This is a genomic window from Sphingopyxis sp. (genome assembly GCF_025869345.1).
GTDB lineage: Bacteria > Pseudomonadota > Alphaproteobacteria > Sphingomonadales > Sphingomonadaceae > Sphingopyxis.
In genome coordinates, this window is the sequence record NZ_JAOZVW010000152.1 from 61,109 (window position 1) to 73,183 (window position 12,075).

The following is a 12,075-nucleotide window of genomic DNA, read 5'->3' on the forward strand; positions in this document are numbered from 1 at the left end:
GGTCCAGTTTCAGTTCGCATTTGGCAGAGGCGAGATGGATCATGCCGAGGAGGCCATGATTTCCGTGAGATTTATTGCGGAAACAGTTCGACATGCGTCTCGGCGGTGCGACCATAATAAACCACCCGGCGACCGATGAACGAGACGAGATAGCCGGCGCAGCCCGCGGCCTTCGCCTTCTCGCAGAAGATAGCATAGCTATAGTCGGGACCGTTGGCCTGTGCCCAGCGCACGAGCACTTCCACGCCGGCACTATCGAACGGCGCCGCCACCGGTACGATCGAATGCGGCATGCCGAGTTCAATGTTGTCGCCATCCGGCAGATAATACAGTTGGACATTGCGGCGATAATCGACCGCATAGCCCTCGAAACCTGCACTGACGAGTTTGCCAATGATTTCGGGAAAACTCAGGCTCCCGTCATGCGCGGCATTGAGACACGCTTTGGCAACAGCAATCCGTTCCGCGTCCATGCGCAGGTTCCTTTCTTCAATGATGATGTCGAGAGAACAGGGTCAGTCGACAGGTATGCCTGACAGCCTATGTTTATCGATCAGCGCGTGCAGCAACCTGCGCAGCCCCTCATGCTCTTTACGACTCAGAACGGCAAAAAAGGCGGCGTCGTTCTCGTCGGCAAGCCGGGCAAGCACCGGCACCTTTTCGACGCCCGCGTCCGACAGGGAAAGTCTGTGTCCGCGTTTGTCATCAGGATTGCCGGTGCGTTCAATTAGCTCCTTCTCCAGTAATCGGTCGGCAAGCTTGCTGATCGCGCCTCTGGTCATGCCCATTTTGCTGGCCAGAGCAGAAGGCGCGACAGCCGAGTTGTCATAGAGTGAGCGCAGCATCACCCACTCAGCCACGGTCACGCCTTCATCCGCCACGGCACGGGCGAATTCCTGCGAGACGGCATTTGACACCATCCGCAGCATATAGCCCGTATGGGCGGTGAGGTCAGAGACGATAGCCACGGATACTCCGATTCGTTCACCAGCAACGTAATCAATATAGTTTCCTAGTCAACCTTATTTCACCAAGGATAATCGTAAGTCTCCCGGTAGGAATCCCGTGGCGCGAATGCGCGAATGGGTCGGGGACCACCGACGGCTCTGCGCCTATATCAGTCGTATGTCGCTTGGCTGTCGCGGTGAGAGCTATGTCCCGTTGATCCCGGGGCTTCAGAATGCACCTTGCGCGCTGGGCGAGGCGCCGCGCGAGTATCGCAGCGACAGCCTGTCGGCGGCGTTTCGCAAGCTGATGCAATGGCTCGTGAAGATCTGATGGGGCGAGGGTGACCTCCAATTTGCGGCGCCAGTGACACAGCCTGGCAAATTCAATCTGGATCGGCGGTCGCAACCCAGCCCCGGAAGGAAAATGCGGCGTAAAACAGCGCTACGTCGACAAAGCCAGCCTCCAGCAACAAATCTACCTCCTCGGCTGGCGTGAGCAGCGGCAGGCGTTCAGCCATCATGCGGCCGGTAGCGGCAGCCTTCTCCCAGTCGATCCCGCTGTGGTCGCCAAACGCGACGGAGCGAGTCATCCAACGGGCGGGATCGGGACCGGGCGCCGAATGGCCAGCGATCACGAGGCGTCCCCCGGGCTTGAGGCGACGGCGGATCTCCCGAAGGGTATGCAAACGTGTATCCCGATCGATGTGGTGCAGGGTCAGGATACACGTCGCGCCGTCGAAAGGACCGTCTGGCGCCTGATCGACTGTCCCTTCGATCAATGTCACGCGCTCGGCTGCCGAGGCCAACGTACCGGAAGCGAGGTCGAGCATCGCCGCGGAAGGATCGACACCGGTGAAGCGCCAACCGGGCTGCGCCTCCGCCAGCGCCAGCGTTTCCATACCGCCGCCAGCACCGACGACCAGAATCTGCGCTGGTCCCACGGCTTGCTCCGCCAGCAACAGCATTGTCATGCGATGGAGATCGGAAAGGCCGGGAACTTTGCGCGGCGTTTCCTGTGTGTAGGATGCGATGGCGGTGGCGTCCGCGAACGGCGAAGGTTTGTCAGGTGTCATGTAGGTGCTCCAAAAATCAGTAAACGGTGGATGGCGAGGGCGGCCATGACGCCGTCCGCGCAGGCGAAGGAGACCGTATGGCCTGTGCGGGTGATGTCGCCTGCGGCATAAACGCCGCCGATGTCAGTCGCCTTCATCTCGTCCACGGTAAGGGTTGGGCCGAGCATTCCGTCCTCGATCGCGCAGCCCAGACGCTCGGCGAGGTCGCTGCTGAACCGATAAGGTGGTCCGATATAGAGCGCGTCGAGCGGCTGCTCGCGACCGCCGGCCAACTGGATCGCAGACAGATGCACGCCTTCGCCGACCAGTCCCCGGACGAGTGCGGGTTCAATCGCCACGCCGCGGCGCTCGAGTTGGGCCGTGGTCTCGGGATCGATCGTTCCCCCGTTCAGAAAGAAGGTCGTGGGTCCCCATTGGGGGATCAGCATCGCCTGGTGCACCGACATGGGCGACAAATTGAGCACCCCCAGGCGCCGGTCGCTGAATTCATAGCCATGGCAATAAGGACAGTGGATTACCGAACGTCCCCACCGCTCGGCGAGTCCCGGCAGATCGGGCAGTATATCGATGATGCCGAAGGCCAGCAGAATCGCTGTCCCCCTCACTACATTGCTGTTTGCCAGGGCAACGGCAAACGCCTCGCGGTCGCGCGCGGCATCGACCGCCTGCGTCTCTACGAAGTGCACCGTCGGATAAGCGGCGACCTGCGCGCGCATGGTTGCGAGCATTGCCTGAGGATCGTTGCCGTCCTGCGCGAACTGGCCATGCGAGGCGTCGGCAAAGCGGTTACGTGGCATGCGCGTGTCGAGCACGCAAACCGACCGCCGCGCTCGGCCAAGGTACAGCGCGGCGGACAATCCGGCGAAGCTGCCGCCGACGATGATTGCATCATATTGCACTGCATTCTCCCGCCCTGCGCCGATCATGTATCATCATAAGATACGTATCTTGTAATGATACGTCAACTGGGGTAATGCTCGCCCAGCTTCTCGCAGGTCCCTTCAATGAACAAAGATACCCGCCTCTCCGACGTTCTCCATGTCCTACTGCACATGGATCGGGTCGATACGCCGCTCACATCCGAGGTGCTTGCGCGCAGCATGGGGACCAATCCGGCCGTCTTCCGCCGTACCATGGCGGGGCTGCGCGAGGCGGGCCTCGTCAGGTCAGAGAAGGGGCACGGCGGGGGGTGGCGCCTGTCCCGTCCATTAAGAACGATTACGCTGCTGACCGTCTATCAGGCGCTCGATTGCCCAAACCTGTTTTCCATTGGGAATCGCAGCCGGCATTCCGACTGCCTGGTCGAGAAGAATGTGAATGCCGTGGTGGAGGACACCATGGCCGAGGCGACGGCGTTGTTTGTGAGACGGTTTGGCGAGATCACGCTCGATCAAATTGCTCCGTCCGATCAGGTGCCGGTTCAAGTGCATGCTAAAGGTCGACATTGAGACCGCGGCGGCCTGAAGGCTTGAGTCCGAAACATGTGCGACAACCGAACAGTCATCTGAATGCGAAGCCTTCGGCCGACAAGCGAACCTGTCTGTAGTCGATGCCGATGCGTTTACCCAGTTTCGCAACCCCGCTGCTGAGGACCGCGCGCTCGCGCGTGTCGGCATTCTCCCACGCCGAGACGAGCAGCGCGGTGAACAATGCGAAGCTCTGTGCTTCTTCCTGCTTCAGCGTGTTGCTGCGCCCCGCCATCCGTCCGGGATCCTGGTGCTCCATGAGGTCGTCTCGAACGGTGCGGAAGGTGATCTTGGGATAACGGGTTGTGACGCCGCCGTTTGCGATCGACCAGCTATGCATCAGGAAGGCCGTGTTCACATCGAACAGATTACGATCCGAATACCCCATCGTGGTTAGCCAGCGCCCGTAGTCGCCCTGCAACTGCCCTTGCTGGAGCTGGCGGCGGATCGCATCTTCGCTGTTACCCAGTTCGGCTGCAAGAAGGCGTGTGAAAGCCGATCCGGGCGGGCTGTCTGCGGCCAGGGCGCGCAGGAGCACAGGGGCCGACGCGGGCCGCCGACCGGCAAGATAGCTGGCGAATGCGCTGTCGACCTTCGTTCTGACGGCGGCCGACGGCGTGTAGGTCGCCTGTCTGGCCAGAATCGCCTGCGGATCAGGCTTCCGGTTCGTCTTGCTATCGGCTGTGTCGCCACTATCCCGGCCCCGCCGCTGCATGAGGTCACCCATGACCCATGCGCTGGTATAGTCGGGCAGGTTGTTGATCATGTCCTGGGCGGACGCAGGCGCGGGCATCGTGAGCGTGGGAAGGGCTGCGATGCCGATGGCGAAAGACAATATGGGACGGATCATGATCCGGACTCCTCTGGACGAATCCGTTCGCGGGAAGTTCTCGCGAACGAGTAAGATTGGGTAGCGCTGGGCGGGAATAGTGCCCCGCGCCGATCTGTTGGTCCAGGTGTCGAATTTTGGACCTGATCGGGCATTTGGGTTTATGAGGGGGCGAGCTGGGCCTGCCCCGCACAAGCAGGCCACGATCTCCTTGTTTTGGCGAGCGGCGGGGCGCCAACTATGGTACGCATCAGCGGCTCTGGTGAAACCTCTCTTCGTGTAGCTCGCAACCTATTCATCCAGATCTGCCGCAGCTGTGGAACCTGCATGTAGCAGTCATAGCTTTCCGCCTCCTCGAAACCTGCCACTCCGCGAACGGCCAGATTGTTCGAGTTCGGTCACGAAATATTCGGCCCGCTGCGTTGCCGACCGAAAGTCCAGCTAACTCCACCCTCGCGCATGATGCCCGATACGCTCTTGCCGATATGGCGCTCCATCACCGGGCGCCACGGAACCAGCGTGAAGTCGCGCGATCGCTCGACCAGCGCATGACGTCCGCTCGCCATATCGACACCGCGAACCAGCCGGCCCTGAATCGGCTCTTGCGGCTTCGCTTCCACGAACGGCTTTCCGACCTCGCCCGATAGCTGGTCGGCAACCCGCAGCAGCTCGCGGCGCTGCAGGGACGCAAGCATATGACGCCGATAGACGGTGCGCCCATCCTGTTCTTCCCCAAGCTGCTCGGCAACCAACCATTGCCGCCGCAAGGTCTGCGCGGCGCGAACCTCGCGCCCGAAGCCCGCATCGCGAAGCGGCGTCGGACGATCGGCGACTAACTCCCGGTCCAGCCAGGTTGCGGCCTCAGCCCCCGGCAGATTGTCGAGCGGCACGGCCGAAAGGGTTTCGATGGTGACGGGACGGTCGCGGATCTGACGCGCCGCGAACTTTTCCACCTTGTCCAAATGGTCCGGCGTGATGATCCAGCTTCCATCGGGCTCGCGTTCGACACTGCCCGTCGAACGCCTCATGGCTTCGAGCCTGCGGACATGGGTTTCGGCGAAACGCTCGGTGGCGGTCGGATCGTGCCGCAAATGCGCGTCGATCGTATAGCGTCCGCCGTTGGCGGTCGCGACCTCGACAATCATGCGATCGACGGGACGAACGCCGTCGCCGCGAGGGGCGATCTGGACGATGGCCTGGTCGGGGATCGGCTCGACCACTTCGCCCTTGCCGATTTCGGCATAATGGGTGCGTCCGTCGATGCCGTCGATCAACAGATAATGGCGGTCATGATGTTCGTCGGCGAGGCCACGCATGATGACGCGGCCGACGATCGGCGCCGCTCCTGCGATAGTGGGATCATAGATGACGCGATCGGCAGCCGCGCGTTCAAGATTCCGCGCCGTCAATTCGCGCTGCATGGTGCGGATGACATCGCCGCGCTCGCCAATCCGGCGCAGCGTGTTCGCGAGGTCGGGCTCGAGTTGCCAGCCTTCACCGCCGAGATGGGTCGCCAAATTCATGCGGGCGAGTTTCTGCAAGCGGCCGATACGAAGCGATTGCTGGAAGGGGTCCTGGTCGCTCGCGCTGACCAGCCGCGCCGCGTCCATGTCACGGATCAATCGCCGGTCGATCGCAGTCAGCCGTTCGGCGTTCACATCGCTGCGTAGCCGCTCCTCGATCTCCAGATCGGTGCGCGGCCCAAGATCGAGGTTTACAATGTCGATGGCGCGTTCGCGAAACCCATGCGAAATATATTCGCGCGCGATGATGAGGTCATCGCCGCGATCAGTCTTGCCGCGCAGCACGACATGGGTGTGGGGGTGGCCGGTGTTGAAATGATCGACCGCCACCCAGTCGAGTTTCGTTTCCAGATCCTGCTCCATCTGTGTCATCAAGCGGCGAACGAAAGGCTTGAGGTCGGGATATTGGTCGCCGTCCTCGGCCGACACGATGAAACGGAATTGATGCCGGTCGCCGCCCGACCTTTCGAGAAACGCCTTTCCGTCGGCCGTGTCCCTGTCGGCCGAATAAAGCTCGCCGGGCTGGCCCTCGCGGGTCACGCCGTCGCGTTGGATATAGCTGAGGTGGGCGCGGGCGCCGCCGACGCCCTTTCCAGCGAGCTTCACAGGGCGCATCTTGACGATGACGCGACGTGACCGGAAGCCGCCAAACCGATCGCGCGATCGCAGCACGCGCGCGACGCTGGCACCGCGGCCGATCCGGCTGCCGTCGAAGCGACCGCGCTTGCCGGTTTTCATCCCGGCGCGCTTTGCCGCCTTCACAACCTTGTTCAGATATGGGGTTTCTTTACCGCGGCCGCGCATCCGGCCGAGGTGCGGTTCAAATTCATCGTCGCGCATATGGCGTCCTTCCGGTCTGGAATGACGCTCCCCACCGCGAAAGTGGCGCTTTCGCGCGCCAAGGCAAGGAGTCTCACGATTTTCCGCTGAAAGCCGCAGAAAAGCGCGAGTTATTCTACCCTGTCTCGCGGCGCGATTGCGGGTCTCGCGGCCGTTCAGAAAAAACGATGTGCAGACAAAGGCTTAATGGTGGGTCGCGGGAGTGCGAGACACTATTTCTATCTTGCCGTGCGCCGATCCTCTCCCTCCACCCGTCGTTCCCGTCATCCCTGCGATCAAAAAGGGGGGGAGCGACGCCCGCCGGCGCTGCTCCCGAAAACTACCAATCACCTGTGCCGGCTCGCCTGTTCGACTTGATGCTGCTCCCGCTCGCGCCGCTTTCCTTGCCTTTCGGCGGCGCGCAATTCGGCTTCGATTTGGCGCCGTTCGGCTGCGTCATCGCACCATGAAAGCTCCGCGCGCAGCTCCTCTATTTGCTGTTCGATCGACATGTTTCATCTCCTCATCTTGCGAAAGATGAGGCCTCGCCCGGCGGCGGGCGGGCTGGGTCCAGGACCGCGAAGCGGCCGCGAAGCGGGCGATGGGGGTGCCGATTTTGTTGGCGGCGGAGTGGAGCGAAGCGCAGCGGAGACGGCGGCAAAATTGGGGGCACCGTCGATCCTTGACGCAGCCCGTTCGCCGCCGGATGCTGGATCCGACTGAGCGGATCTCCACCCTCCCGGATGGCTCCCGGCGATGATTTTGTTCCCGAGACCGCGTGGAAAAGGCAAAGAATAGCCCCGCGCCGGATGACCGGCGCGGGGCGGCTCGGCTCGGCTCAGTCGCCGGGGTTCCAGATGATGGCGAAAGCGTCGTCATCATCCTGCCCGGCAGCACGCCCGAGGTTGGCGTAGAGAGTGCGGCCGCCGAGTTCGGGGGCCGACATGGCGAGCCGGATATATTCGCGGCAGCTCACCTCGCCGGTGCGAACCCAGCCACCGCCGAGCTCGACGCCGCTCGACAGGATGCGGTAATCGGGCTGGTCGCCGGTCTTGCCGCGGTTGGGAAGAATGACGATCTCGGCGTTGACCGAAAGCGTCTTCAACGCGCCCCGGAACGATCCGTCGTCCTGGCGCTGCACATGGCCGATTGCAGGCATTTCCTTACTCCTTCTCAAGCTCGCCCGACCCGGTGCCGGGCGATGGGCGGACCGAAGGGACGGCCGCGCGCGCCGCGAACCGCAGGCCGCAGCGAAGCGGAGGACCGGAGACGCGGGGCTGATTTGAAGCGAAGCGGCCGCGAGGAGCGCCGCCTTGGCGGCGCGGGGAAATCAGGTCCGCGCGATGGTTTCGCGGCGCGCGCGGTCGTTCCAGGTCTGCGCCCAAGAGCCGGCACCGGGCCGGAGCAGCCGGCGAAGAAGCCATGCCCGCGATGGCGGGCGAGTGCGTCTGGCGACACGGCTTCGGCATCGCATCCCGGCTTTCGCGCGCGGCGAGCCGCGCCTACAGGGCCGACGCAATGACGGGCGGAACAACGATAGCGGGGCAGATCGAACGGCTGATCGTGCGGCTGGACGGCGCAGGGGTGTGCGAAGGCTGCGTGACCGATCGGCTGGGCCTGTCGATTCCGGCGCAGGCCGATGTCGTCACCCGCGCGCTCGGCGGAACGCGCGGTTTCGAACGCACACGCGATATCTGCACTTTATGCGGGAACGGCCGGACGGTGACCCGCCATCGCGCCAAATAGGCGTCAGACGAGGCATCTTGGGCGCCCAGAAAAAAGCCGCGCGGCAGCGGAGCGCCGCGCGGCATAAATTGAAGTTAAGCCGCCGCGCTAGCGGATCGGAACCGACCGCCAGACGACAAGATATTGGGTGATCCGGCATGGCCTGTTCAGCCGCGCCGCCTTTTCCCGCGCGCGGTCGAACGAGCGATAGATGCCGTAAGGCGACCAGTCTGTGCCGCGCAGTTCAAGATGTGGATATTGCTGTTCCAGCACATAATGCGGACGCTCGGGAGCCATGATGCCCTCCATTAGAAAGGAAAGGATGGCGGACGTGCCGCCATCCTTATGAGGGTCAGGCCGCGAGCGGCTCGGTCTTCGGTCCGCTCTCGGCGCGCGCCGCCGCGACCAATTCAGCAGCCGTGACAGTGCTGATGCCGCCCCGCTGGGTGTAAGCGGACGGCGGGAAGACCATCCATTTCGGCACCCATGCCTCGACCTTGGGCCGCCCGTTCGCACCGTCCAGATGATCGCGAACGATGCGCTTCAAGACCTTGCCCGGCTCCTTCGCATTGGCGGTCGCGATCTCTTCGCCCGCGACCTCGGCGACGATGCGGGTCAGCACCTCCTTGTCGCGAATAAGCTCGAAAAAGGCATCGTCGGCTTGCCAGTAACGGCCCATATCGACGCCGATCTCAGTCCCCACCGCTTCGACGGCGGCGCTGCCGCTTTCGAGCGTTTCGCCGATCACGATGACGATCACGTCCATCACCGCGCGGTCGGGAAGGTCGAGCAAGCGCAGGAACAGGCCCGCAAGGCCGAAGTCGTCGCCATTGCCGCCGGTGACGGTCGGCTCCTCGGGCGAGAAGCCGAGCAAATCGAGCACCGCGCGACGCTTGGCGTCGAACGCGGCTTCGGCCGCGCAGGTTTCGACACTTTCGCGCGCCGCTTCGTTGCGGCAGGTCTGCGGCTCGGGCTTCACCCGCCACAGGTACGACCCGCTGATGGCGTGGGCGACCACCAAGCGCAGCGCAACCTTGGGATGGCCGGTCAACGCGGCGCGGACGGCGGCGTGGCGATGCAGGTCGATATAGGTCTGCATCGCGCCGGTGATTTCGGGGCGCGGCACTTTGGGGCCGCTGTCGATCGCCTCGCCGCGTTCGAGGCGCGCGGCCTCCTTTGCGGTCACATAGCCCTCGTGGAAGGTGATTTCGCCATTGTCGCGCACCTCGATATAGATGCGCCCACCCTTGCGCTTCGACGCTTTGCGATGCTCCCATGGCGAGAAATATTGACCGCGCGGCACGATGACGACATCGCCCCATCCTTCGTCAAGATAGGCATCGCGGCGGTTCTCGATCACCGCTTCCTGCGCTGTCCAGAACGCATCGGCGTCGGCGAAATAGCGGTCCTCGCCGAACAGGTCGGCGACAACCGCAAGCCCGCTGGCCTCGACATCGAACAGCGCATGATCGACCTTGATCGACGCACCGCCGAACAGCCATTGCTTCAACTGATGGCCGGTCGGACAGTAAGCGTCGGGGTCGTCATGGAGCGCGAGCCATGCTTTTTGCTGGCTCTTGCTCGCCAAGGTCAGATGGCGGACGGTCGCGGCGTTGATCGCCTCGTCGCGGTAGAGGTTGCGGACGCGCGGCAACAAATTGCCGAGCGCGAGGATGCGTTTCACCCCCTGTTCGGGGATGCCGAAGGTCGCCGAAATATCGGCGATCTCGCGGCCTTCCTTGACGAGCCGGGTGAAACTTTCCCAGCGGGTGACCTCGTCGGGCGCGAGCCGCGCGATATTCTCGATCAGCGACGCCTCGATCGCGGCGGCATCGTCGCCATCCTCCAAGATGGCGCAGGGCAGGGGGGCGGCGGCGCCGTCGCCGCGCACGTCGGCGACGATCTTGGCGGCAGTGAAGCGCCGCGCGCCCGCGACGATTTCATAGGCATCAGGACCGCAATTCGGGCGGACGATCAGCGGCACGAGAACGCCGCGCGCGCGAATGGTCGGCAAGATATCCGACACGTCGGGTGCTTTCTTCGCGTAGCGCATATTGGCCTTGCTGATCGACAGCTTGCCAAGGTCGATAAATTGGAGTTTCATTGGTCGGCTCCTATGAGCGCCGGTCCGTTGTTCTTCTCGGGATGGCGGACCGGCTTACGGATTGCGGCGAAACGCGCCGCGCGTTATCCGCCCATCGGCGGAGTCTCGTCGTTCGCTGCGCGCGCAAGGCTACGCAGCAAGGTTTCGGCGGTGCTGATCGATCCGGTGCGGCGCGCCCATCCTGCCCATGTCGAAAGCGGGTGACCGCTGTGGAAATTCGGGTCGCGCTCGATGCCGAGACCGAACGGAAGCCGCGCGCTCGCCAGTTCGGACAGGCTGAAGGTGCCGAGTTCGGGGCAACCGAACCCTAGGTCGGCAAGACCGCGAAGCGTGTCGCCGTCCTCGGCAAGTTCGGTCGCCAGCCATGTCGCCGCGCCGACGGGGTTGAAGAATTTGACCACCGGAACGGGGTCGAAATTCTCCAGCTTGGCGGCGGCGACATCATTGGCGCGCAACGCCGCGTGAAGATCGGGGGTCAGGAGCATCATGCCGCCGCCCTCCCGTCTTGGCGGCCTTGCACCTCGACATGACGTGCGAGCAGCCAGTCGGCGGCTTTGCTCGCTTGGCTCGCGGCGCGAAAGATCGCGCGATTATCCTCGCGCAGCACGGCGAGCCACGACGCCAGATAATCAGCGTGGCGCACGGTCGGAACGATGCCGAGCGCGGCGCAAAGGAAGGCACTGCCCATTTCGGCAACCAGTTCCTCGCGGGCATACTCCTTGCTGCCAAAGACATTGAGCAATTTGCGATTCAGCCGCGAGACATGGCCGCTGGCGTGACACAGTTCGTGGAGCGCGGTGCGGTAATAATTGATCTGCTCGAAGAAGGCGGGCTGCGGCGGCACCTGCACATAATCCTCGCTCGGGACGTAAAACGCCTTGTCGCCCCCGATACGGAAATCGACGCCCGACGCGGCAATGACGGCTTCGGCTAACGGCACGATCTCGCGGTCAGGAAGCGGTGCGGGGTCGGCGGCGAGGCCGGAGCGCAGCCCTTCGCATTGTGCGACGTTGAACAGGGTGAAGCGTTTGAGGAAGGCGATGCTCTTGGCATCATCGCCGGTCTGGCGCGCGCGTTCCTTTTCGGCCTCGGGGGTGAAGCGGTCGGCATAGACGACGGTGGTGCCGCACTCGCCCTTGCGGACAGTGCCGCCCGCTTGCAGCGCCTGCCGGAAGGTCAGCCACGATTGTGACGGCCAGCCCTGTTCGATCACCGCGCCCCATAATATGAGGACATTGACGCCCGAATAGCTGCGCCCGGTCAGCGCATTGCGCGGAAGGCCGGGACCAGCGCCGCCGCCCTCGCTGCCGGGGCGCCCCCAAGGCTGGACCCAAGGAAAGCGGCCCGCCTCGAGTTCGGAAATGATGCGGCGGGTCACGTCATCGTAGAGATTGGCGCGCTCGGCGGGGGCCTTCGCCCCTCCATCCCCGCGGCGCGCGCGGCGTTTGCCGGTCTGGCGCATGGCTGTCCTCCAAGAGCCACCCCCAACCCGCATGGGCCTCCCCCGGCGTGGGGGTGGGCGGCGACTTGCGACCTACCGGGCGCGGTCAGGAGGCAGCCCGCACCCGAAGGGCCGGAACGCAGGTGGA

The 12,075-nt window shown here is 63.7% G+C and carries 14 protein-coding genes; 2 read left to right on the forward strand and 12 right to left on the reverse strand.

Features of this window, described 5'->3' with window-relative positions; genetic code table 11:
* Positions 1-71: 71 nt before the first annotated feature.
* From OJI97_RS17155 to OJI97_RS17170, 4 genes are all read right to left on the reverse strand, one after another.
* A complete protein-coding gene (locus tag OJI97_RS17155; RefSeq protein ID WP_297665504.1) occupies positions 72-473 on the reverse strand; it encodes a hypothetical protein in 402 nt (133 codons plus the stop codon).
* A 42-nt stretch (positions 474-515) separates the two neighbouring features.
* The gene (locus OJI97_RS17160) at positions 516-968 is read right to left on the reverse strand and encodes a MarR family winged helix-turn-helix transcriptional regulator (protein ID WP_297665506.1); all 453 of its coding nucleotides are present in this window, start codon (positions 966-968) and stop codon (positions 516-518) included.
* Between the two features lie 362 nt (positions 969-1,330).
* Positions 1,331-2,020: a class I SAM-dependent methyltransferase gene (locus OJI97_RS17165; protein ID WP_297665508.1), complete on the reverse strand. Its 690-nt coding sequence runs from the start codon at positions 2,018-2,020 to the stop codon at positions 1,331-1,333.
* Positions 2,017-2,946, reverse strand: a complete 930-nt coding sequence (locus tag OJI97_RS17170) for an NAD(P)/FAD-dependent oxidoreductase (protein ID WP_297665510.1) — start codon at positions 2,944-2,946, stop codon at positions 2,017-2,019. The genes OJI97_RS17165 and OJI97_RS17170 overlap by 4 nt, the downstream gene beginning before the upstream one ends.
* 78 nt (positions 2,947-3,024) lie before the next feature.
* Between OJI97_RS17170 and OJI97_RS17175 the strand changes: the two genes are divergently transcribed.
* The gene (locus OJI97_RS17175; RefSeq protein WP_297665512.1) at positions 3,025-3,468 is read left to right on the forward strand and encodes an Rrf2 family transcriptional regulator; all 444 of its coding nucleotides are present in this window, start codon (positions 3,025-3,027) and stop codon (positions 3,466-3,468) included.
* A 52-nt stretch (positions 3,469-3,520) separates the two neighbouring features.
* Here OJI97_RS17175 and OJI97_RS17180 read toward each other — a convergent pair whose 3' ends face one another.
* From OJI97_RS17180 to OJI97_RS17195, 4 genes are all read right to left on the reverse strand, one after another.
* The gene (locus OJI97_RS17180; protein ID WP_297665514.1) at positions 3,521-4,336 is read right to left on the reverse strand and encodes a hypothetical protein; all 816 of its coding nucleotides are present in this window, start codon (positions 4,334-4,336) and stop codon (positions 3,521-3,523) included.
* 377 nt (positions 4,337-4,713) lie between these two features.
* On the reverse strand, positions 4,714-6,678 hold the full coding sequence (gene rlxS / locus OJI97_RS17185; protein ID WP_297665516.1) for a relaxase/mobilization nuclease RlxS: 1,965 nt from the start codon (positions 6,676-6,678) through the stop codon (positions 4,714-4,716).
* A 326-nt stretch (positions 6,679-7,004) separates the two neighbouring features.
* Positions 7,005-7,169: a hypothetical protein gene (locus OJI97_RS17190; protein ID WP_297665518.1), complete on the reverse strand. Its 165-nt coding sequence runs from the start codon at positions 7,167-7,169 to the stop codon at positions 7,005-7,007.
* 326 nt (positions 7,170-7,495) lie between these two features.
* Complete coding sequence (locus OJI97_RS17195; RefSeq protein WP_184101424.1) at positions 7,496-7,816, reverse strand: DUF736 family protein; 321 nt, start codon at positions 7,814-7,816, stop codon at positions 7,496-7,498.
* A 359-nt stretch (positions 7,817-8,175) separates the two neighbouring features.
* Here OJI97_RS17195 and OJI97_RS17200 point away from each other — a divergent pair, with 359 nt between their 5' ends.
* Positions 8,176-8,403 carry a hypothetical protein gene (locus OJI97_RS17200; protein ID WP_297665519.1) on the forward strand — a complete coding sequence of 76 codons (228 nt, stop codon included), beginning with the start codon at positions 8,176-8,178 and terminating at the stop codon, positions 8,401-8,403.
* An 87-nt stretch (positions 8,404-8,490) separates the two neighbouring features.
* Here the strand turns inward: OJI97_RS17200 and OJI97_RS17205 are convergent, their stop codons facing one another.
* The 4 genes from OJI97_RS17205 to OJI97_RS17220 form a co-directional block, all read right to left on the reverse strand.
* Positions 8,491-8,679 (reverse strand): hypothetical protein, encoded by a 189-nt coding sequence (locus OJI97_RS17205; RefSeq protein WP_297665521.1) that lies wholly within the window; start codon positions 8,677-8,679, stop codon positions 8,491-8,493.
* 55 nt (positions 8,680-8,734) lie between these two features.
* Positions 8,735-10,486, reverse strand: a complete 1,752-nt coding sequence (locus tag OJI97_RS17210) for a ParB N-terminal domain-containing protein (RefSeq protein WP_297665523.1) — start codon at positions 10,484-10,486, stop codon at positions 8,735-8,737.
* An 83-nt stretch (positions 10,487-10,569) separates the two neighbouring features.
* Complete coding sequence (locus tag OJI97_RS17215; RefSeq protein WP_297665524.1) at positions 10,570-10,974, reverse strand: DUF2958 domain-containing protein; 405 nt, start codon at positions 10,972-10,974, stop codon at positions 10,570-10,572.
* The gene (locus OJI97_RS17220) at positions 10,971-11,948 is read right to left on the reverse strand and encodes a zincin-like metallopeptidase domain-containing protein (protein WP_297665526.1); all 978 of its coding nucleotides are present in this window, start codon (positions 11,946-11,948) and stop codon (positions 10,971-10,973) included. Before OJI97_RS17220 ends, OJI97_RS17215 begins: the two co-directional genes overlap by 4 nt.
* Positions 11,949-12,075 lie beyond the last annotated feature (127 nt).